Genomic DNA, 21,831 nt, shown 5'->3' with positions numbered 1-21,831 from the left:
AATGGTATCCGTCATGTCTCTGGAAGCCCTACACCTCGCACGCGGCCAGTTCGCGATGACCGCGATCTTTCACATACTGTGGCCGATTCTCACGATCAGCCTCTCCGCGTTCCTGCTCGTAGTGGAAACGCTGTGGGTCAAGACGAATGAAGTCGTCTGGTACCGGCACGCGCGCTTCTGGAGCAAGCTGCTTCTGCTGAATTTCGCCGTCGGCGTGGTCAGCGGCATTCCGATGGAGTTCCAGTTCGGCACCAACTGGGGCCCGTTCTCGAACTTCACGGGGCAATTCTTCGGCAACATCCTCGGCTTCGAAGGCGCGATGGCGTTCATGCTCGAAGCGGGCTTCGTCGGCATCATGATGCTCGGATGGGGCCGCGTGCCCAAAGGCGTACACCTGTTCGCGACGGCGATGGTCGCGCTCGGCTCGACGCTGTCCGCGTTCTGGATCATGGTCGCGAACTCGTGGATGCAAACGCCCGCCGGTGTGGCCGTGGAGAACGGAAAACTGGTCGTGACGAGCTACATGAAGGCCATTTTCAATCCAGACATGATCTGGGGTGTCACCCACATGTGGTTCGCCGCGCTCGAAACGGGCCTCGTCGTCGTGGCGGGCATCTCCGCGTACTACCTGTTCAAGCGCCGCAACCCGGAGTTCTTCGTCCGCTCGTTCAAGGTTGCGCTGCTTTTGCTCGCGTTCATCGCTCCCGTGCAGATCTGGCTCGGCGATTCGAGCGGCGTCGACGTGTTCGAAACGCAGCCTGCAAAGGGTGCGGCCATTGAAGGCCACTGGGAAACCAATGCACCGGGCACGGGCGCCTCATGGTCGCTGCTCGCGTGGCCCGACAAGGCGAAGCAGGGCAACGACTGGTCGCTCGAAGTACCGGGCATGCTGAGTGTGCTCGGCACGCACAGTCTGCACGGCCAGGTTAAAGGCCTGAAGGATATTCCCGTTGCCGACCAGCCGCCGATGCTGCCGCTGCTGTATTACGCATTCCGCGCAATGGCGGGCATTGGCTTCCTGTTCATGGTGCTCGCATTCTGGACGATCTATGTGTTCCGCAAGACGCGCGGCAATATGCAGGCGCTGCTTGATCAGAAGAAGCTGTTCCTCGCGTGGGTGCTTGCGATTCCGCTGCCGTATATCGCGGTGGAATGCGGCTGGATCGTGCGCGAAGTCGGTCGCCAGCCGTGGGTCGTGTATGGACTGTTGCGCACCGAGCACGCCGCGTCCGCGATCTCGCCGACGGCGATCAGCGGCAGCATGCTGATGTTCGCGGCGTTCTATGTGGTGCTGATCACGTCGTTCTTCGTCTTCGCGCGACGCTGGCTCAAGAATGGCCCCGACCTGACGCTGACGCCGCCCGCCGAACCCGCGCCGCGCACGACGCAACAGGCAATCGAATACTGATCTCTTATCGACAGGCTGAAAAATGAACGCCGTGACAACACAGGAATTACTCAGTAACGCATGGTTCGGCATCATCGGACTCATGCTCGTCTTCTACGTGGTGACGGACGGATTCGACCTTGGCGTCGGCATCCTCACGCTGTTCCGACGCGACGAATCGGACCGCGACGTCATGATCCAGTCGATCGGTCACGTATGGGACGCCAACGAAACGTGGCTGGTCGCACTCGGCGGCGCGCTGTTCGGCGCGTTCCCGGCGGCGTACTCGCTGCTGCTCACCCAGCTGTACGTGCCCGTGATGCTGCTGATCGCGAGCCTCATCATGCGCGGGGCGTCGATCGAGTTCCGCCATGCAGCGCATCGCAGCAAGCGGGTCTGGGATGCCGTGTTCGGCATCGGCAGCCTGCTCACCGCGATCTGCCAGGGCATCGTACTCGGCAAGGTGTTGACGGGATTGGTCCCGGGCGTCGACAGCGCCGCCTTCATCGCGATCACGGCGATCGGCGTGGTGTCCGGCTACTCGCTGCTCGGCGCGACGTGGCTCATCAAGAAGACGACGGGCGCCATCGAGGACGCTTCGCGCCGTTACGCAACCTACGCGGTCTTCACAACGGTGATCGCCGCCATCGTGGTGTCGCTGGGCACCGTGAAGATCACCACTGTTGGGGTGACGCGCTGGGACGACGTCGGCGTTTTCCACGTGCTGCTTGCGCTTGCCGTGCTTGCCGCCGCCGCGTTCGTGTATATCCTCTACGCGATCCGGATGCGCGGCGAACATAGCCCGTTCATTGCGTCGATGGTGTTGTTCGTCGTGTCGTTCGCGGGTCTCGCGATCAGCCTGTTCCCGTACATCGTGCCTGGACAGCTGTCGATTGCATCCGCTGCGTCGGACGGCACGACGCTCGTGTTTATGCTGTTCGGCATCGGCATCGTGTTCCCGGTCATGATCGGCTACAACCTGTTCCAGTACCACCTGTTCCGCGGCAAGGTCGTGCCCATCAAGCACTGATTCTCACGCCCGCCACGCAACGCCGGTGCCGCACTCGATGCGCGCACCGGCGTATGCGTCAGACTCGCGGCTTAAAGCCGCATACCTTTGTGTGATTTCATCGCACTATGCATCTTTGTAGACTGGCGGGAACAGTGTCACGCATTGCAACGGAATTAAGAATATGGACCTGACGGAGTGCGACGGTACGGTGCAGCAGCGTGTGACCCGCGTGCGCGACAGCGCAGTCAGCACGGCGGACGATCTCGTCGTGCAGGAAATGCCCGTTTCCCTCGTGTATAACGGCATTTCGCACGCCGTGATGATGTGCACGCCATGCGACCTCGAAGCGTTCGCCGTGGGGTTTTCGTTGACGGAAGGACTTGTCGATCGCGCCGCCGATATCCTCGACGTGGCAGTCGAACGTCATGCGGACAGCGTCGTGATTGACATGACGGTCGCCAGGGAAGCGTTCGCACGAATCAAGCAGACGCGGCGCACGCTAGCTGGCCGGACCGGCTGCGGTGTATGCGGGATCGAAAGCATCGATCTGCTCGACCTTCAACCGCAACCTGTCCGCGATTCGAGCGCCGCGCGCGAAGTGCGTGCGGCGGCGATCGGGCGCGCCGCGAGAGAGTTTCCCGAATGGCAGAACCTGATGCGTAGCACGGGCGGTGCGCACGCTGCTGGATGGTGCTCGCTGAACGGCGCTGTACTGGCTGTGATGGAAGACGTCGGCCGGCACAATGCGTTGGACAAGCTGATCGGCACGCTCGCAGGGCGTGACGTCGATCTGACATGCGGCTTCGTCTTCATGTCCAGCAGGGCGAGCTACGAACTCGTGCGCAAAGCGGCGAGACTGGATATTCCAATGATCGCGACGATTTCCGCGCCCACGTCGCTTGCGATACGCATCGCTCATGACGCGCAGATGCGTCTCGTGAGCTTTTGCCGCAGGGACGGATTCGTCGAATATTGCGCAACGTCTGCGTTGAAACCGGCATGAGGTCCGATGCAATGAGACAAAGTCCCGACACGTGCATCGCTGAAAAGCCGGATGTGCTCGCTGACTTCGATTCGGTGCAGCAGTCGCTACTCGCCAGTACCTTTTCTCTCGATCTATGCGAGCAGGTATCGGTCGAAGAATGCGCGGGGCGTGTGCTGCTCGACGACGTGATCGTCGTTCACGATATGCCGCATGCCGACAACAGCGCAATGGACGGCTACGCCATTCGTTACGCGGACTTTGCCGCGAGTACTGCATTTCCCGTTCAGGACCGTCATTACGCCGGCGCGATGCCGGCGCCGCTCCAACTGGGCAAAGCAACGCGGCTCTTCACGGGCAGCCTGCTGCCTGAAGGCGCGGACACCGTCGTGATGCAGGAGCACGTATCCGTAGACGGCGAACGCATCGAGATCGACAGGCCCGTGCGTGCGGGACAACATGTTCGGCGTCGCGGGGAATTCGCACGGCGCGGCGATACGCTGATCGCCAAAGGCACGGTGCTGAATGCGGCACACGTCGGATTGCTCGCAATGCAGGGAATCGATTGGGTCCGCGTGCAGCGCAAGTTGCGCGTCGGCATTCTGACGACGGGCGATGAACTCGTGCGCGTCGGCGAGCCGATGCGGCCCGAGCAGAGCTATGACAGCAACGGACCGATGCTGTCGGCACTGGTGCGCGGCATGGGCGCGTCCGTCAGTTCGCGGCTTCACGCAAAGGACGAGTTCGCGCAAACGCGCGGCGCCATTGCTCATCTGCTTGCACATTCCGATGTCGTCATCAGCGCGGGCGTCATTTCGACGGGAGAGAAAGACCTGTTGCGGTCCGTGCTCGATTCGCTTGGCGGCGAGCTAGAGGTTTGCAAAGTACGCATGAAACCCGGCAAGCCCTTTTCCGTCGGCACCGTGGCGGGCAAGAAACTGGTCTGCTTGCCGGGCAATCCGGGCGCGGCGTATGTCGTGTTTGCGTTGTTGGTCAGCCCGATGCTGCGACAACTCCAGGGGCGACGCGCTGCGCTGCCTCGCACGCAGATGCTTCCGTTTAGCGGCCACACACGCGTTGCCGGCCACCGCGACGAGTTCCTACGAGTCGAGTTGCGCGTCGCGCCCGACGGCACACCACAACTGCATCCGTTCGATCAGCAAAGCCCGGGATCGCTCAACACGCTGGCCGCAGCGACGGGCCTTGCGCGCATCCGGGCGGGCGGCACCGTGAACGACGGCGAGCTTGTCGAGTACTACGACTTCGGGACGTGGCTCGCGTAACCAGCCGCGCGCCCCTCTCCCGCCGCGATGTTCATGACCGGCGACGTGCGATTACACAAGCAGATTCGCACGTAGGGCCGCACCATCGAGCCATTGCCCGTGCCACGCCCGTACCGATCACTCAAAATCGAAATCCGAGTCTTATGGACATGATTCAAAACATGCGCGTATTCACACGCGTTGTCGAAAGCGGCAGCTTCACGGCTGCCGCTTTGACCTTCGATGCGGCGCCTAGCGCCATGTCGCGTGCAGTCACCGAACTGGAGACGCACCTGCGCGTCCGGCTGCTGACGCGTTCCACGCGCAGTCTCGCGCTGACGCCTGCCGGGCAGGTGTATCTGGAGCGCTGCAAGCGGATTCTGTCCGACATCGCGAGCGCCGAAGAAGCCGTGAGCGAAGCGCATCAACGTCCGGCCGGGACGCTGCGCATCGTCAGCTACGCGAGCATTGGCCAGCACTACATTCTTCCCGCGATCTCGAAGTACCGCTCGATCTATCCCGACGTGCGCGTGGAGTTGACGCTGACGCAAAGTACGCCTGCGTTGTATGCAATGGGCGCGGACGTCGCTATTTTTCCGGCGTCGTCGCTGTCCGACTCGGAGATGATTTCGCACACGCTCGGTTCTACGCGCAACGTGCTGTGCGCTTCGCCGGAATATGTTCGCGCGCGCGGATTGCCGAATGCGCCCTCCGAACTCGCGATGCACGATTGCCTGACGCTCAGCATGCCTGGATTTCCAACCTGCGAATGGATGTTCGAGAAGTCCGGCGACACGGAAGTCGTGCACGTCGACAGCCTGTTGCAGGCCAATATTGCCGAATCGCTGATCGTCGCGATACGCAACAGCATGGGAATCGGCGCACTGCCTTCCTATGCGGCCGTTCCCGCGTTGAAAGACGGTAGCCTCGTGCGCGTGCTGCCGCAGTACTCGCTGCAGAAAATGAACATCTACGTGCTGTATCCCGCGGGCAAATTCGTCGATGCGCGCACGAAGACGTGGGTATCCTTCGTTCGCGATTACGTCTCCGAGCTGATCACACGCGATGAGGCCGCGCTACAGCAGCCCGTTATCGAGAGTCTCTGCTCGACCTGATTGTCCGCCCCTGCCCCGCTCTAGCCGAAGTGAAACGGCGCTTCCGTATCGACGAGCGTGCTGCGCATGAAACGCAGACACGCTCGCATACGCCGCACCTGCTGGATCTTCTGCGTCGCGCCATATAGTTCGTCGATCATGCGGCACGTCACGCTGATTTGCGCGTCGATCGCCGCAATGCATTGCGCGAGATTCGACTGCGACGGATCGTCGAACAGCCGTGCGAGACCGTTCATGGTCTTGTCCGTCAACGCCTGCCAGTCGGGACGTATGATCGAAACGAAATGCGCTTCCCGGTTGCCCGTTCTCAGATCGATTGCGGCATGGCCGATTTCGAGCACGGCCAGCATCCATAGCAATGCGTCGTCGTAGCCCTTCGGATGTTGCGGCGAAAGCGCCCGAAGTTGCGCCGTCATGTCGTGCGTGCTCGACTGGAAGACTTCGTTCAGGCCTTCGAGAGACTCCGTGCACGTCAATCGAACCTGTCCGCGCAGATCACGTGTCAATGCAGCAAGCCGCCACGGAATTTCGACGGGAAACACCACAGCGAAGGCGAGCGCACAGGCCAGCATCGATATCGTAATTGCAAGCCCATTGTTCAATAACTGCTGCGGCATGTAATGGATCACGTTATCGGGCCCAGCCAGCACGCAGAAGAAGATGCAGAAGCTCACGCCGCAGCCCGTCAGCTTCGGACGCGTGGCGAGAAATGCGCCAAAGCCCAGCACCGGCGCGAGGACGAAGCACAGCAGCGGAAAACCCGTGATGTTCGGATACAGAAAGCCAAGCGCGACATAGCCCATCGCCGTGGCCATGACGGCGCCGCCTGCCATCTGCATGCAGAACTTCGCTGGCGTCGGAGAATTCGAGCTGAGTGCCGCAGTCGCCGCCGCGCCAATGATCGCGTATCCGCCGCTCGGCCAATCACTCGACAGCCAGAAAGCGCCAATCGTTCCGAGTATCACGGCCGCCGTGACGAACGTGAGCAGGACCACGTAGCGGTTCGTCTTGACCACGTACTTCACTTCAGTATCTTCGAGTGCATGCCGCTGGTAGGCAAGCGACACATAGGTTTGCGCATACCGCACATAGCCCGATGCAAAGGCGTCGAGCAATTCGATGGCCGTATCGAAGTCGAGTTGCTCTTCGTCGTTCAGCAGTTCGCCGGTGTCGTTCAATGCCGCGCGTGCCTGACTCGATAGCGTATTGCGAAACGCCGCGGCATTGGCCGCTTTTTCACCGACGTAGACATCGTCCACCAGCGCAGGATCGTGATGCACGGCAATCGCGTGCGCCAGTTCTTCACAAAACGGCCTGAGGACATCGACGATGCGATGCCGGTCCGACGCGCCGATTCGCGTCATGAAACGATGCAACGCATGCAGCCGCGTGCAGAGATCCATGAAGTCGCTATTGAGCCGCGCGAGCCGTTTCGTTCTTGCGCGGATGTCCGGGTCTTCGAACGAGGCGAAGGCGCGCGTCGTTTCGAAGCCCACCACGCTATCGACGAATTCGCCGTATTGGGTCCGGAAAACGGCCGCGTCGATCTCTTCGCTCAGCGACCGCGCGGCAAAGCTCGAGAAATTGCCGAAGCGTTCGCGCCGCATATGCTTGAGCCGCGTACCCGACCATTGCGGAAACACAATCGCGCTGACAAGGCCCGAGCACAGAATGCCGAGAAGCACTTCGGCCGCGCGATTCAGCGCAGCGATAAAGAGACCATCGGGATTGAGCACCGTCGGAATGCCGATCAGCGCAGCCGTGTATCCGGCGAGCACGAACGCATACCACTGGAAACTCCGGTAGCGCAGCGCCGCCGCCGTGCACAGCGCAACCCACAGGCTCATGCCGGCGACGTACAACGACGCCTGCTGCGGAAACAGCGCACCGAGCGCGACGGCGGCGATGGCGCCCGCCGCCGTGCCCAGCACGCGGTAGAAGCTCTTCGACAACACCATGCCGCTGAGCGGCTGCATCAGCACGAAGACGGTTGCCATCGCGGTTCGCGGCGCGGGGATCTCCAGCTTCATGGCGATGCCCATCGCGAGGAACGCGGCCGTCAATGTCTTCGCCAGATGCAGCCAGATCAAGCCGTTCGTCGCGGCCCAATGCGACACGTGCATGCGGATCGATCTGAGCCAGGCGCGCTCGACTCGCGAGACCGTCATTTCCATGGAAAAGCCTTTCTTCGATGTTGCCTGGGATGCTCGCCTTGCAGCGACTAAAAAAATACCCAAGCCGCAGGGGCTTGGGCGAATCCATCAGGGTCGATGGAGAGAGTCGACACTATCTTGAACGTTCGATTCCGCCCCCGCTGCCCTGCGCGAACGGAATTTTCGATAACGCCCGCTACCTGCGGGTTTCAACTGTCCCCTGTGGGACTCGGTGCAACTGTGCATCCCGTGCGCCGCGCACGCCGGTATTGTGTGGACATGAGGCAGCCCCTTTCATCCGGCTGCCCGCTACACATCGCGACGTCATATGGAACACGACACATACACTGAAGAAACCCTGCTGAATCTGCTGCGCGTGATCGCGCAAGCAACCGATCCCCAGGGCAAGCTCGTCACCACGAAAGCCATTGCCGAGCAAACGGGTTTGCCGCTCGAACTCGCCACCCGATTCATCTTCGGCCTCGCCGACGCGGAAGCCGTCGAACTGGAGTCATGCGGAAGACGGGACACGTCGGTACGCATCACGCGTTTCGGGCAGGAGATTCTCCAGACGGAATCCTGATGTCACAAAGTCGCGCCGTGTAATGAAAGCGGCCGCGTCTTGTCGTCGCTCTTGACGACGACGGTGCAGGTCGTTCCCGCTGCAAGTTCGACTCCATCGGGCACCGAATCGATCTTGATCCGCACGGGCACGCGCTGCGCCAGTCGCACCCAGTTGAACACGGGATCGACGTTCGCAATCAGTTCCTTGCTCTCGGGGTTGTCCTGATCGTAGATGCCGCGCGCAAGGCTCTCTACATGCCCTTGCAGCACGCCGCCACTCAGCAGCCGCATTTCGGCCTTGTCGCCGACTTTCACGTGCGGCAGCTTGGTTTCTTCGAAGTACCCGTACACCCAGAACGAATGCGCGTCGACCACGGCGAGCTTCGCCGTCGAGATGGTCGCGTAGTCGCCTTGCCATGTCGTCAGGTTCGTCACGTAGCCGTCGACGGGAGACACGACCCGTGTTCTCGACAGATTGAGCTTCGCGGCATCGAGCGCGGCGACGGCTTCTTCGTAAGCGGCTTGCGCGGCGTCTGCCGTGTGCTGCGAGTCTTCCTTCGTTTCCGTCGATACCACTTCGTTATCGAGCGCCGCGCGTCGTTGCGCGTTGTCGCGTCTTAGCGCCAGTTCCGCCTTGCGGGCGGCAACCGTGGCTTCTGCCTGCTGAACGGCGATCTGGTAGTGCGACGGATCGATCTGCATCAGCAGGTCGCCTTTCCTGACGTACTGATTGTCATGAACCGGCAAGCCGACGATGATGCCCGACACGTCAGGCGCAACGGTCACGATCTCGGCATGCACGCGCCCGTCGCGCGTCCACGGTGCGTACATGTAGTGCACCCATAGCGTGCGTCCCACCACGGCAGCGATCAGAACGAACAGCGTCGTCGCGAGCGCCCCTACGATTTGCTTGCCTTTCATTTCGTCCTCTTGTTCTCGTCACCGGTACACAAACAGACTCAGGCCGCCGCAGACCATCACGAGCAGACTCGCGCGAAAGAGCGCCGGATGCCACACGAACTTGTAAATCGACACATAGGCGAGCGCGCGATCGAGCAGCCACGTCAAACCCGCGCCGCCGACGCAGATCAGGATCAGGCTCGGCATATAGGTGTCGAAGAATGCAATTTCACGCGGCATGGCGGGTTCTCCGTGTGGAGCTTGAATGAAGTTCGAAGCGCGTCATTGGCTCAGTCCAGGCGCAGCGGGCTTTTCGCCCAGTCCAAATGGATGAAGACTCGCCTTCGGCGCGGTCTGATCGGACGACGGGCCGTCTGAAGGTTGCACCAGCCCGCCGCCCAACGCGACCACGAGCGACGCGCGATTGTCGAGGCGTGCCGCCTGAACCTTCGCGACGCTTTCCTGCGCGTTCAACAACTGCGTCTGCGCGATCAGTACGTTGACGTAATCGGTCAGGCCGCGCGTGAAGCCCTTTTTCGCGAGGTCATAGTTCTTCTGCGCAATCGATACGGAACGCTCCGCGTCGTCCTGTTGCGTCTGTAGCGAACGCATGTGCACGACTTCGTCGGAGATTTCCTTGAGCGCGTTGACGATAGTCTGGTTGTACCCGTCGACAGCTTCGTCGTAGCTCGCCGAGGCCGCGCCCAATTGCGAGCGCAAGCGGCCGCCGTTGAAGATCGGCAGCGATAGTGCCGGGCCTGCTGTCCAACTGCCGCTCATCGATTTGAAGAACTGGAATAGCGGACCGGCCGCAGCATAACCGCCCACCGATGCGAGCAGATTGATGTCCGGATAGAACTCAGCTTTCGCCACGTCGATGCCGCGCGCCTGCGCCGCTACCGTCCATCTTGCTGCAACGACGTCGGGGCGATGCCCGATCAGGTCGGCGGGGAGCGTCGAGGGCAGACCGATTGGTGTGTTCATCGACAGACTCGGGCGCGTCAACGCGTCGCCTGCGCCCGGCCCTTTTCCCGCCAGCGCGGCAAGCCGGTTCTTGTTCAACGCAATCGATTCTTCGACGGCATCCACGCGCCGCTCGTAGTCGGGAATAGGCGTCTGCGCCTGCGTGACTTCGAGTTCCGTGCCGAGCCCGCCGTTGAAACGCCGCACCGCAATGTCCGCGATCTTCTTCTGTTGATCGAGCGTGGCATTGGCGATATCGAGCAACTGATAGTTCAGCGACAGGTCGACATACGTCCGCACGACATTCGCTTCGAGTTCGAGCTGCGCCGCTCGTTCATCCGCCGCAGTCGCGTGCGCGAAGTCGAGCGCCTTCAGCGTGTTGTTCTGGTCCTTGCCCCACACATCGAGGTGATACGAAAACTGCAGCGCGGCCGTGTTGTCCCAGGTGGTCGCATCCGCGAGCGGCCCCGGTCCATAGAACACGTTGTCGGGCCAGCCGTGACGCTGCACGGACATCGTGCCGTTCACCTGCGGTGCCATCGCCGAACGGGCAATGCCCGTCATCGATTGCGCTTCGCGAATGCGCGCCTGTGCCGCCGCCAACGACGGACTGCCGCTCACGGCCATCGCAATCCATGCATTCAGCTGCGGATCGCCATACGCGGTCCACCAGTCCGATGCGGGCCATTGCGCGTCGGTATCGGCCGCACGTATCGCATTGCCCGCATCGAGCGACGCGGGATCGAGATGCTTTGCCTGAGCGTGGATGCCACCTGTGCTCGCGCATCCGACTAATGTCAACGAAGCGCCGAGAACCGTAGCGATGGCCACTCGTTTCCATATTGGCGCCAACACAGTTCAACCTCTCCAAAGAAACCCGACGAATGGCGTTTATGTTTTTGCCAGGTCAGACACGAAACACGATACGGGCTATCGCGCCCGCTCACTTTCGGAATCCTTCCGTGCGCATTCGAAATGCACGCTGACAGTAAGGACACGCCGTGCCCGTCGATCGAAGGCGAAAGTCTAAGAGCGCGCGCAAACACGAATAAGGGGGCGATCCGGTAAGGAGATTTGCTCGATTTCGTCGATATCGACCGGCCCAGATGCGCGGATTCGACAACATGGCATTTCGGTTTGCGGATTACTCACGAATCCGGCAAGTAAGCGTTCCCACCAGAGGCCTTATTCTCTTCGGCTTCGCCTTATAGACTGGTTTCAACGTTGACGCACATCCGTTCAACGAATTTTCGATCCCTAAACTGTTTCTGGAGGTACCAGCCATGAAAACCAAACTTGTCGCCGCCGCCCTTCTCGCCGCTACCGCTTTCGTATCGGCTCCCGTCTTCGCAAGCGGCTTCGGTCCGGCTCCTTACTACAACCCGATCGCTGGCGCGCCTGCTTCGGAACGTGGCCCGGCTGCCACGACGGCTCAAGGTGGTGATACGGGCGCAACGTCGTACGGCGGTGTTGCTTCGGGCACGTCGCAAACCGGCTCGGGTGGTCTGTTCCACAAGCACAATACGGGCGCTAATTCGTGTGTCGGCCCCGTCAGCTACTGCAACATCTACTTCGGCAGCTGATCGTCCATGCGCGGTCTTGCGTTGGACATGAATTTCCCTTTACATCAGCGGTTCGCTTCTCTTTGAAGCTGCCGCTGACCTGCATCCTTTATCTTCTCTTCGCCATTGCACTGATTAACGCTGATCAACGCGTTCAGCGAATCGCCAGGTCCCGTTCCTCGCCTTCCTCTTTGCGTTCAAGCGCCGCATATCGCGACGCCAGTTTGCCGAGCGTGACGACTGCGCCTTCGATTTCGGGCGTCCATGCATAGCTATAGTTCAGGCGAAACGCGTCGCCGAAATTCCCCGACCTCGAAAACATGCAACCCGGTCCGATCGTGATGCCGTTGTCGAGCGCGCTTTTGTATAAGCGCATCGAATCGGTCGAGTGCGGCAGCTCTACCCATAGCAGATAGCCGCCTGCCGGGTTCGTCATCTTCGTGCCTCCAGGAAAGAATCGTTCGACGGCGCTGCGCATCAGACTGGCATGCTGCATCAGCGTGCGCCTGACGCGTCGCAAATGATGGTCGTAACTGTCGTTCTCCAGAAACTCGGCAATCGCGAGTTGCGCGCTGGAAGGCGTGGTAAGCGTATTGAGCAGCTTCAGCCTCTCGATATTCGCGCGATAGCGTCCCGCCAGTACCCAGCCGATACGCAATGCAGGCGTCAAGCTCTTCGAGAACGACGCACACTGCAATACCAGTCCCTCCGTGTCGTAGCTTTTCAAGGTGCCCGGCGGTGCGTCGCCGAAATATAGCTCGTTATAGACGGCATTCTCGATCACCGGGACATGATGTCGATTCGTCAGTTCGACGAGTTCACGCTTGCGCTCGTCGGGCATCTGATAGCCAAGCGGATTGTGAAAGTTCGGCATCAGCAGGCATGTATCGACCTGCTTCGATTCAATCAGCTTTGCAAGCGCGCTCACGTCGATGCCCGCTTTCTGATCGGTCGGCACTTCTACCACGCGCATGCCCATCCGCTCGATGATGTGCGATATCGCGTAGAACGTGGGCGACTCGACAGCAATGGCGTCGCCGGGCCGCGCCACCGCCTGAAGGCAGAGATTGATTGCTTCCGTCGCGCCGAGCGTGACGACGATCTCATCGGGATCGACGGCTGCGCCGTTCTCCAGATAACGGCGCGCGATCTGCCGGATCAGTTCGGGCTTGCCGGGCGGCAATTCGGACGGCACGCCCCAGAACGTCTGTTGACGCGCAATCGCATGCGCGTAGCGGTTGATCCGCTGCAGCGGAAACAGCGCGGTATCGGGATACGGCGAGCCAAGCGGCACAGCGCCATCGACGCCAATCGACTGCAGCGTGGACAGCACCAGACCGCTGATGTCGATCTGCGAAGGCTCCGGGCTCGCATCCGGGGTGGCGGCCTGAAGTGTCGCTGGCTTTGTCCCCGCGACGCTGCGGACGCGCACGAAGTAGCCGGATTGCGGCCGGCTCTCGATCATCCCGCGGCTTTCGAGCAACAGGTACGCCCGAATCACCGTCGTAATGCTCAAGTGATGATTCTGGCTAGTCTGGCGGACGGAAGGAATGCGATCACCGGGCAGCAGCACGCCGCGCTGGATCTGATCGCCGATAGCGTCGGCCAGCTTTTCATATAGCTTCACAGTCTGTCATCCAGCAAAATGCACGTCCAGCGGCAGGATGAATTGCATCGTCGTGCCTTCTCCTTCCTGCGACTCGGCCCAGATGCGCCCGCCATGCGCTTCGACAATCGAACGGCAGATCGACAGCCCGATGCCCATGCCCTCCTTCCTCGTCGTGAAGAACGGGCTGAACAGACGCCGGCTGTTCTCTTCGCTGATGCCCGTGCCCGAGTCTTCGACGCGCAATTGCGCATGCCCGTCATCGACCTTGTGCGTGACGATCTTCAGCCGGCGCGCGCGGTTCTTCACCGCCGACATCGCCTGCACCGCGTTCATCATCAGGTTGATGACGACCTGCTGGATCTGCACACGGTCGACGGACACGCGCAGAACATGCTGCAGATTGCCTGTCTCGACTTCGATTGCGTGCGCTTCCAGTTCACGCCGCAACAGTTCGATCGCCTCTCGCGCGAGCGCATTCAGATCGAGCGGCATGGGACTCGGATCGCGCTTCTGCGCCATCGCGCGTATCTGCCGGATGATGTCGGTGGCGCGTTTCGCGTCGCGCGTCATGTGGCCGATCGACAGCCCAACCTCGTCGAGATCCGGGCGCGGCCGGTTGAGCCAGCGCGCCGCCGCGTCGCCTGCCGTGACGATCGCCGCGAGCGGCTGCGTGACCTCGTGCGCGATCGACGCCGCCATTTCGCCCAGCATCGTCACGCGCGTGACATGCGCGAGCTCGGCCGTCGAGCGGTCCAATGCTTCCTGCGCGGTCACGCGGTCCGTCACGTCCATCAACGCGCCGACATACTCGACCTTTCCGGAAGCGGGCGCCGACAGATGCGCGACGTAATGGACATGCTTGACCGAGCCATCCGTCAGCAGCAACCGGAATTCGCTGTCGATGTGCGACTCACCTTCCAGCGCCCGTTCATGCGTGCGCTTCACGACGTCGATATCGTCGGGATGAGTACGCGCGGCGATCAGCTCGATGGTGGGCGTCACGTGACGGGGTATATCGAAGATGCGATACGTCTCATCCGACCACCACATGTCGCACTCCGGCACGCGCGTGGCGATGCTGCCCGTGCAGCTCAGGCGCTGCGCGTCCGACAGGAACGCCTCACTGCGTTCGAGCGCCTGCTGCGTCTGCTTGTGCTCTTCGATATCGGTATTCACGCCGTACCAGCGCACGATTTCCCCATTCGCGTCGCGCAGCGGCTCCGCGCCAATGTGCATCCAGCGGTACACGCCGTCCTTGCGCCTGATGCGCGCGGTCGTGTCGAGCGCGCTGCCCGTGGCGACGGCTTCGGCCCACGCGGCCTGCATCGCGGGAAGGTCGTCGGAATGCACGATCGACTGCCAGATATCGCGAATGTCGTCGGCAAGCTCCACGCCGTACTCGTTCCAGCGACGGTTCATGTAATCGGGGCAGCCGTCGCGCGACGAACTCCAGACCATGCCGGGAATCGCGTCGATCGTCGCGCGCAGTTCGTCCTGCTGGCGCTGCAACTCCGCTTCCATCTGTTTGCGCGCGGTAACGTCGTTGCTGGTGGCGAGGATTGCGAGCGGCTTGCCCCTGTCGTCGCGCCACAGCGTGCAGCGGCTGGAGATGTAAACCGTCGCGCCGTCGTTTCGTATGCGCTCCAGCTCGCCGTGCCAGCCGCCGTGAAGCAAGGTCTCGCGGCGAATCTCGTCGATGGGCATCGTCGATGCCCGCGTTTGCGTGAGTTCGTGCAGCGGCTGGCCCATCGCCTGTTGCGCCGTCCAGCCGTACAGCCGCTCCGCGCCCTGGTTCCAGAACGTGACGCGGTCGTCCATGTCGTAGACGATGATCGCGTCGTGCGTGAGGTCGAGCATTTCGAGCTGCTTGCGCAGCATGTCGTTGCTCGCCTGGTTTCGCAGCGCCAGCATCGACGTGGTCGCGATGGCGAGCAGACTGACCACGCAGCGAGCCACCGAGCCATCCGAGTAGTGCCCGTCGTGAGACAGCATGAATCCCAGCAGCGTCAACGCGACGCAACCCCATGCGACGTTGGCCGTCGTCGCGCGGGAACCTGCCGAGGCGACCAGCAACACTACCGTCGCGTACAGCACGGCGACGGCGATATCGATCATCGTGAATGCGTCGATGACGAACACGGCCGCTGCAATCGCAGCGGCCGCCGGATAGAGCGCGCGCGTGCCCCGGACGCGGCCTGCAGACAGGATAGGCAACGCATCCAAGATCATCGCGCTCCCGCCGGCGGCTGCGCCGCAGAGGCGCGGGATGCGTGCGTTCGCACCGATTCGAGGCAGCGTGTCACATCGGTCACGTCAACGGGCTTGCTGAGCATGCAGACGGCGCCCGCGTCGAAAGCCAGCCGGCGGGTTTTCTCCGATGCGAACGCGGAGATGAAAATGATCGGCGTCAGCACACCGCGTCCTACGAGCTGCCGGTACATGTCGATGCCGGAAATGCCCGGCATCTGCACATCTGAAATGATGCAGGTCACGTCGCCGAGGTTGCCCGACGCCATGAACTGCTCCGCCGACGCATAGAGCCGGGCCTTCCAGCCAAGAGACCGAACGAGGCTGGAGGTCGCGACGCGCACGGACTCATCGTCGTCGATGATGGAGACAATCGGGTTGTTGCACACGGCACGGGCCCTTCAACAATGAAGCGCCGCGCGCTCGATGGCCCGTCAACGGTTGATGGCCTGCAGCGCGCGACTGGATAGATCGTCGCTGTCGTGATCGACAGCCTGCATGGAACCGATTATCGGAGCCGGGGGACGCGTGGATCCCTCGTTCCACCCGGTATTTCTCTATTCGCACGGCACGCAACGCACGCGCAGCAATCTTTTCAGTCAGCCTGCGAGGCGTGGCGGAAGCGGGCTTTCGTCGAATTGCGACATAATCGAATGCCGAACCGCACGGAGGATGAGATGGACTATGTGAAACTGGGCCGCACCGGACTCGATATCTCCCCGCTCTGCCTGGGTTGCATGACGTACGGCGTACCCGAGCGAGGCCCGCACCGGTGGACGCTGAACGAGGACGCAAGCCGTCCGCTGATCCGCCAGGCGCTGGAAGCGGGCATCAATTTCTTCGACACCGCGAACACGTATTCGGACGGCACGTCGGAAGAAATTGTCGGCCGCGCGTTGAAGGAATTCGCGCGCCGCGACGAAATCGTGCTCGCGACCAAAGTGTTCTTTCCGATGGGCAACCGCGCCGACGCGAAGAAGCCGAATGGATCGGGCCTGTCGCGCAAGGCGATTTTCCAGTCGATCGACGCGAGCCTGTCGCGTCTTGGCACCGATTACGTCGACCTGTACCAGATCCACCGCTGGGATTACGCCACGCCGATCGAAGAAACGCTGGAGGCGCTGCACGACGTCGTGAAGGCGGGCAAGGCGCGCTACATCGGTGCGTCGTCGATGTTCGCATGGCAGTTCGCGAAGGCGCTGCACGTGGCGGAGCGAAATGGCTGGACGCGTTTCGTGACGATGCAGAACCACCTGAACCTGCTGTATCGCGAGGAAGAGCGCGAGATGCTGCCGCTGTGCGCGGACGAAGGGATCGGCGTGATTCCGTGGAGCCCGCTCGCGCGCGGCCGTCTGACGCGCGACTGGGACGAGACCACCGAACGCCAGCAATCCGACTCGTTCGGCAACAGCCTTTACGACAAGACGGCGGACGCGGATCGTCGCGTGATCGAAGCGGTCGCGAAGATCGCGCAGGCGCGCGGCATTCCGCGTGCGCAGGTGGCATTGGCGTGGGTGATCGGCAAGGCGGGCGTGAGCGCGCCGATCATCGGCGCGTCGAAGGCGCAGCATCTGGATGATGCGATTGCGGCGCTCGGTGTGAAGCTCACTGCGGATGAACTGGCGTCGCTCGAAGCGCCGTATGTGCCGCACGACGTGGTGGGCTTTCAGTAGGCGTCTTCTCGCTCGCGGAACGGCGGCGTGCGCCGCTGCTTCGCGAGCGAGTTCGATGCATGCTTACCAGTGGTAGTTCATGCCCGCGAACACCTGGCGTCTGGCGCCAGCGTGGCGCGCGTGATCTCGCTAAGTCGCGGGGGCCTGGATCATTTTCCAGCCGTTGCCGGCGGGGTCGCGGAAACCCGCATCGACGCTGCCGAAGCGTTCTACCGGCTCCTGGATGAATTCGACGCCCCGCGCTTTCAGTTGCGCATAGCTCGCGCGACAGTCCGCCACCGAGAGCACGAGGGGCGGCATGGCGCCCTTTGCGACCATCGCGCGCAAAGTCTGAGCCGTGGCCTCGTCATGCACGGGCGGGCCAGGCGTGAACAGGCCGAGTTGAAACGAAGGCTGTTCCGGATGCTGCACCGTGAGCCACCGATACGCGCCGTTGCGCACGTCCGTGTGGACGCGAAATCCCAGCTTGTCGACATAGAACGCGAGTGCTTCGTCCTGATCGTCGACATACAGGCCCACTACGTTGATTCCCTGGTTCATCACGACACCTCCTCGATTGGTTGCCGAAATGTACCTTTGGCCTTACGCCGACGCTTCTCCAAAACTGCTGTGGTGAGGTCCGGCCGCTGCGCGGCCTTCAGAATGCAGGCCGGCACGCGAGCCAGCTGGTACCCGTTGGCGCGCGCCTCGACGCGCATCGCGCTGGGGCTTCGGCCCGTCACGTCGCGAAACGTGCGACCAAACGTGCCGAGGCTCTCCCAGCCGGTGGCGAAGGCAATTTCCGTAATGGCGAGTTCAGTGTCGCGCAGCAGCGTCGTGGCCTGTTCGATGCGCCGTGTCAGCAGGTATCGGTGCGGCGGAACGCCGAAGGCGCGTTTGAAACAGCGAGCGAAATGGGCCGTGGAAACACCGCTGATCCCGGCGAGGCGCTCGACGGGCCAGGCCTCGTGCGAGGCTGCGTCCATGTGGTCTTTGGCGCGTAGCAGGCGGCGCAGCAAAGCCGGATCTTGCAATGGATCATCGACCGGTTCGGCCGACGAGTGCGCGTCGTGGTCGTGGCAAGCTGGCATGGGTTCGGGAACGGGGAACGAAAGGCTAGTTTAGGCCGAACGCCAGCACCCGCAAAGCGGCGCTTGCTTCGCGGAATGCCGCTGCCGTTCGCGTCGACGCGCCTGTCATCGCTTCGAATCGAAGACTATCCAATCAAGGCAGCACGTCGCTGTTACTTTGGAAAGAGAGGTCGGCATGTTCAAGAGTCGAGTGACAGGAACGGGACAACAGGCATCGCTGCCCGCAACGCATACCGGCACGAAAGACGATAAAGCGGCGCGCGACAATCAGACTCGACGGTCCGCGCCGCCGTCGCAATTCAGTCCGTTGCTCGCACGCAGAGGCAGTACCAGTTCGATCTCGTCCGAGGGTTCATCGTCGAGCGATGCCGAAACGTCAGGCGACGAATCGGATGCCGGCAGTTCAGCATCCTTTCGCCGCACGAGCTTCTCGACATCGGATTCGCGCGCAAGCTCGCCGAAGGGGCGCTATTTCGATAGCCAGACGTCGTTGAGCGACTTTGTCAGCGAGGACTTCGACGACAGGCATCTCGCCACGAGCGACGAAGAAGCGAAGACAAAAGCGAAACAGCGGCTCACCGAAAACCCCCGTTTGGCGAACAGCACGGTGGCGGTTCTTTCCGACAAAGACAAAGCCACCCTGCGCGACGAGTTGAAGTTTCGCAACGAAACCGGCCACTTCGATACGTCGCCGTCAGGCAAGATCAATGGCGTCGATCACCGGCTCGTGGCCACCGACCACAATCCGCCCAGCAAGCCCGGCAAGCCGGTCAAGAGCGGGCCGGTCGAGAACTTCACGTATCGAACCAATCATCCTTATCGCTTTTACAACATGAAGAAAGGCGACAGTGAACCTGTGGAAGACAGCGGTCATCTGCTCTACAACGTGGCCGAAAATGGGCATACGCGTATTGCTTCGCATCTGACGGGAATCGATCCCGTCAATCTCGACGAGAACGGCGTTGCCACGAAGAAGCCCGGTTACGAGCAGTACTCGACTACGCTCAAGCGGATGGATGACGAGGAGTAGGCGGACGGGCGAAATACAGCGCGCCGCCCATCACAGCATCGGCAGCAGCAACCGGATGTGCTCCGCAAACGCCGCCGTCAACAGCGACGGACGCGCCCTCGCGAACTTCAGCGAAACACCGATGGCAGGCAATGCCGGAAGCCCGGCATCCGCATTGAGCACGCTTAGATCCGCGGGAACCGCCGTCTGCGTCATGACGGCGAACGCCTGCCCCGACCGAACCAGCGCAGTGAGACCCGCAAGACTGCTGCTCGCATACGCGATGCGGTAAGCCCTGCCCGTGCGTTGCAGCGCTTCGCGGGCGGCGATGTGATCGAGCGTGTCCGGGTCGGAGAGCGCCAGCGGCAACGGATCGAAATCCGCCGAATCCAGCCCCGGATAACCAATCCAGACAAGTTGTTCGCGTCGAATGATGTCGTCGTGCGCACCGCCTTCGGGTAACGAAATCATCGCGAGGTCCACCTCGCGCTTTTCCAGTCGTTCCAGCAATCGTGGCGTAGGCCCGCACACTACTTCGACCAGCGCATGCGGATGCTGGCTCGAAAACTGCCGCAACAACGGCGGCAAAAACACAGCGGCGTAATCGTCCGGACAGCCGAAGCGGATCGTTCCCGACAGCCCCTTGCCGGACAGATCGGCCATCGCCTCGTCATGCAGCCGCAAGATGCGTTGCGCGTGAATCAGCAGACGCTCGCCGGGATTCGTCAGCACCACGCCCCGGCCGGTGCGCTGAAAGAGCGGCTGATCGACGATTTCTTCGAGCCGCTTCATCTGCTGGCTCAACGCGGACTGCGTCCGGCCGACGCGGCTGGCCGCGCGGCTGAGCGCCCGCACCTCGGCTATCACGGCAAACGACCGCAACAGATCGATCTCAAGAGAAAGACTCAAGGTATTAGATCCTCTTCTATCTCACATTAGAACTATTCGATTCTATAAAACCAGAGAGCCGCCTAGACTGCAAGCTATTCCCACCATCGGCGAGGAGAAGCACGGTGTCCAACAACAACGACGCAGCCTTCTGGCACAACGCCAGACAGCATCTGATCCGCTACGGCGGCACGTTCGAACCGATGATCATCGAGCGCGCGCAGGGCAGTTTCGTCTATGACGCGGATGGCCGCGCGATCCTCGATTTCACGTCGGGACAGATGAGCGCGGTGTTGGGGCACAGCCACCCCGAGATCGTGTCGGTGATCAGCGAGTACGCCGGCAAGCTGGACCACCTGTTCAGCGGCATGCTCTCGCGCCCGGTCGTCGATCTGGCGACCCGGCTGGCCGACATCACACCCGACGGACTCGACCGCGCGCTATTGCTCAGCACGGGCGCGGAATCGAACGAAGCGGCCATTCGCATGGCGAAGCTCGTCACCGGGAAGTATGAAATTGTCGGCTTTGCGCAATCGTGGCACGGCATGACGGGCGCCGCCGCGTCCGCCACCTATAGCGCGGGCCGCAAGGGTGTCGGTCCCGCTGCCGTCGGCTCGTTCGCAATCCCCGCGCCGTTTCTCTACCGGCCGCGCTTCGAGCGCGACGGCCATTACGACTACCTCGCTGAACTCGACTACGCGTTCGATCTCATCGATCGTCAGTCGAGTGGCAACCTCGCGGCCTTTATCGCCGAGCCGATCCTCAGTTCGGGCGGCATCATCGAGCTTCCCGAAGGCTACATGGCGGCGCTCAAGCGCAAATGCGAAGAGCGCGGCATGCTGCTGATCCTCGACGAGGCGCAAACGGGCGTCGGCCGCACGGGCACGATGTTCGCGTGCCAGCGCGACGGCGTCACGCCGGACATCCTCACGCTATCGAAGACGCTCGGCGCCGGTTTGCCGCTCGCGGCCATCGTGACGTCCGCGCAAATCGAAGAGCGCGCGCACGAACTTGGCTACCTGTTCTACACGACGCATGTATCCGATCCGCTGCCTGCCGCAGTCGGTCTGCGGGTGCTCGACGTGGTTCAGCGCGAAGGATTGGTCGCGCGGGCCAATGTTATTGGGGACCGGCTCAGACGCGGGCTGCTGGATCTGATGGAGCGCTTCGAGTGCATCGGCGATGTGCGCGGGCGGGGCTTGCTGCTGGGCATGGAGATCGTCAAGGACCGCCGCACAAAGGAACCCGCCGATGGACTCGGCGCGAAGATCACGCGCGAGTGCATGAATCTGGGGCTCAGCATGAACATCGTGCAGTTGCCCGGCATGGGTGGCGTGTTTCGGATCGCGCCGCCGTTGACGGTGGCCGAGGAAGAGATCGATCTGGGTCTGGAGTTGCTGGGAGAGGCGATTCGGCGGTCGACGTAGTTCGTCGA

General features: G+C 62.0%; 20 protein-coding genes. 10 read left to right on the top strand and 10 right to left on the bottom strand.

Annotated features, from left to right (window positions below; genetic code table 11):
• The first annotated feature begins 13 nt into the window (after positions 1 to 13).
• From SB822_RS26045 to SB822_RS26025, 5 genes are all read left to right on the top strand, one after another.
• Entirely contained in the window at positions 14 to 1,408 is a 1,395-nt protein-coding gene (locus SB822_RS26045; protein ID WP_079494484.1) for a cytochrome ubiquinol oxidase subunit I, read from the top strand.
• A 22-nt stretch (positions 1,409 to 1,430) separates the two neighbouring features.
• Positions 1,431 to 2,417, top strand: a complete 987-nt coding sequence (gene cydB / locus SB822_RS26040; protein ID WP_007584637.1) for a cytochrome d ubiquinol oxidase subunit II — start codon at positions 1,431 to 1,433, stop codon at positions 2,415 to 2,417.
• A gap of 163 nt (positions 2,418 to 2,580) precedes the next feature.
• Positions 2,581 to 3,402 (top strand): formate dehydrogenase accessory sulfurtransferase FdhD, encoded by an 822-nt coding sequence (gene fdhD / locus SB822_RS26035; RefSeq protein WP_410855959.1) that lies wholly within the window; start codon positions 2,581 to 2,583, stop codon positions 3,400 to 3,402.
• Between the two features lie 11 nt (positions 3,403 to 3,413).
• Entirely contained in the window at positions 3,414 to 4,664 is a 1,251-nt protein-coding gene (gene glp / locus SB822_RS26030) for a gephyrin-like molybdotransferase Glp (protein WP_410855958.1), read from the top strand.
• Between the two features lie 161 nt (positions 4,665 to 4,825).
• Complete coding sequence (locus tag SB822_RS26025) at positions 4,826 to 5,758, top strand: LysR family transcriptional regulator (protein WP_410855957.1); 933 nt, start codon at positions 4,826 to 4,828, stop codon at positions 5,756 to 5,758.
• A 20-nt stretch (positions 5,759 to 5,778) separates the two neighbouring features.
• Here the strand turns inward: SB822_RS26025 and SB822_RS26020 are convergent, their stop codons facing one another.
• Positions 5,779 to 7,932 carry an FUSC family protein gene (locus tag SB822_RS26020; RefSeq protein ID WP_410855956.1) on the bottom strand — a complete coding sequence of 718 codons (2,154 nt, stop codon included), beginning with the start codon at positions 7,930 to 7,932 and terminating at the stop codon, positions 5,779 to 5,781.
• Between the two features lie 307 nt (positions 7,933 to 8,239).
• Between SB822_RS26020 and SB822_RS26015 the strand changes: the two genes are divergently transcribed.
• Positions 8,240 to 8,494, top strand: coding sequence for a hypothetical protein (locus SB822_RS26015; protein WP_410855955.1), 255 nt, complete (start codon positions 8,240 to 8,242; stop codon positions 8,492 to 8,494).
• A 2-nt stretch (positions 8,495 to 8,496) separates the two neighbouring features.
• On the opposite strand, the gene SB822_RS26010 is transcribed toward SB822_RS26015, so the two are convergent.
• Genes SB822_RS26010 through SB822_RS26000 form a run of 3 tightly spaced genes read right to left on the bottom strand, consistent with a single transcriptional unit; the run spans position 8,497 to position 11,169 of the window.
• Entirely contained in the window at positions 8,497 to 9,396 is a 900-nt protein-coding gene (locus SB822_RS26010; protein WP_410855954.1) for an efflux RND transporter periplasmic adaptor subunit, read from the bottom strand.
• Positions 9,397 to 9,414: 18 nt separating this feature from the next.
• On the bottom strand, positions 9,415 to 9,615 hold the full coding sequence (locus SB822_RS26005) for a DUF1656 domain-containing protein (RefSeq protein WP_007584626.1): 201 nt from the start codon (positions 9,613 to 9,615) through the stop codon (positions 9,415 to 9,417).
• A gap of 42 nt (positions 9,616 to 9,657) precedes the next feature.
• Positions 9,658 to 11,169, bottom strand: coding sequence for an efflux transporter outer membrane subunit (locus SB822_RS26000; protein WP_410855953.1), 1,512 nt, complete (start codon positions 11,167 to 11,169; stop codon positions 9,658 to 9,660).
• A gap of 452 nt (positions 11,170 to 11,621) precedes the next feature.
• Between SB822_RS26000 and SB822_RS25995 the strand changes: the two genes are divergently transcribed.
• Complete coding sequence (locus SB822_RS25995) at positions 11,622 to 11,921, top strand: hypothetical protein (protein WP_007584622.1); 300 nt, start codon at positions 11,622 to 11,624, stop codon at positions 11,919 to 11,921.
• 133 nt (positions 11,922 to 12,054) lie between these two features.
• Here SB822_RS25995 and SB822_RS25990 read toward each other — a convergent pair whose 3' ends face one another.
• The 3 genes from SB822_RS25990 to SB822_RS25980 are packed head-to-tail and all read right to left on the bottom strand — an operon-like array spanning position 12,055 to position 16,145.
• On the bottom strand, positions 12,055 to 13,527 hold the full coding sequence (locus tag SB822_RS25990; protein WP_410855952.1) for a PLP-dependent aminotransferase family protein: 1,473 nt from the start codon (positions 13,525 to 13,527) through the stop codon (positions 12,055 to 12,057).
• A 6-nt stretch (positions 13,528 to 13,533) separates the two neighbouring features.
• Positions 13,534 to 15,738 (bottom strand): PAS domain S-box protein, encoded by a 2,205-nt coding sequence (locus tag SB822_RS25985; RefSeq protein WP_410855951.1) that lies wholly within the window; start codon positions 15,736 to 15,738, stop codon positions 13,534 to 13,536.
• Complete coding sequence (locus tag SB822_RS25980) at positions 15,735 to 16,145, bottom strand: response regulator transcription factor (RefSeq protein ID WP_007584616.1); 411 nt, start codon at positions 16,143 to 16,145, stop codon at positions 15,735 to 15,737. Before SB822_RS25980 ends, SB822_RS25985 begins: the two co-directional genes overlap by 4 nt.
• Positions 16,146 to 16,433: 288 nt before the next feature.
• Here SB822_RS25980 and SB822_RS25975 point away from each other — a divergent pair, with 288 nt between their 5' ends.
• On the top strand, positions 16,434 to 17,429 hold the full coding sequence (locus tag SB822_RS25975; RefSeq protein ID WP_410855950.1) for an aldo/keto reductase: 996 nt from the start codon (positions 16,434 to 16,436) through the stop codon (positions 17,427 to 17,429).
• Between the two features lie 129 nt (positions 17,430 to 17,558).
• Here SB822_RS25975 and SB822_RS25970 read toward each other — a convergent pair whose 3' ends face one another.
• Both SB822_RS25970 and SB822_RS25965 read right to left on the bottom strand, forming a co-directional pair.
• Positions 17,559 to 17,969 (bottom strand): VOC family protein, encoded by a 411-nt coding sequence (locus SB822_RS25970; protein WP_007584612.1) that lies wholly within the window; start codon positions 17,967 to 17,969, stop codon positions 17,559 to 17,561.
• Positions 17,969 to 18,499, bottom strand: a complete 531-nt coding sequence (locus tag SB822_RS25965) for a helix-turn-helix domain-containing protein (protein ID WP_079491312.1) — start codon at positions 18,497 to 18,499, stop codon at positions 17,969 to 17,971. Before SB822_RS25965 ends, SB822_RS25970 begins: the two co-directional genes overlap by 1 nt.
• Before the next feature lie 175 nt (positions 18,500 to 18,674).
• Between SB822_RS25965 and SB822_RS25960 the strand changes: the two genes are divergently transcribed.
• Complete coding sequence (locus SB822_RS25960; protein WP_410855949.1) at positions 18,675 to 19,529, top strand: hypothetical protein; 855 nt, start codon at positions 18,675 to 18,677, stop codon at positions 19,527 to 19,529.
• 30 nt (positions 19,530 to 19,559) lie between these two features.
• On the opposite strand, the gene SB822_RS25955 is transcribed toward SB822_RS25960, so the two are convergent.
• A complete protein-coding gene (locus SB822_RS25955; RefSeq protein ID WP_007584608.1) occupies positions 19,560 to 20,417 on the bottom strand; it encodes a LysR family transcriptional regulator in 858 nt (285 codons plus the stop codon).
• A 104-nt stretch (positions 20,418 to 20,521) separates the two neighbouring features.
• Between SB822_RS25955 and SB822_RS25950 the strand changes: the two genes are divergently transcribed.
• Positions 20,522 to 21,823 carry an aspartate aminotransferase family protein gene (locus SB822_RS25950; RefSeq protein WP_007584602.1) on the top strand — a complete coding sequence of 434 codons (1,302 nt, stop codon included), beginning with the start codon at positions 20,522 to 20,524 and terminating at the stop codon, positions 21,821 to 21,823.
• The last annotated feature ends 8 nt before the right edge of the window (positions 21,824 to 21,831 follow it).

The organism is Paraburkholderia sp. SIMBA_054 (assembly GCF_046534875.1).
Classification (GTDB): Bacteria; Pseudomonadota; Gammaproteobacteria; order Burkholderiales; family Burkholderiaceae; genus Paraburkholderia; species Paraburkholderia hospita.
The sequence above is the reverse complement of the archived record's forward strand: the minus strand, read 5'-3'. Positions and strand labels throughout refer to the sequence as shown.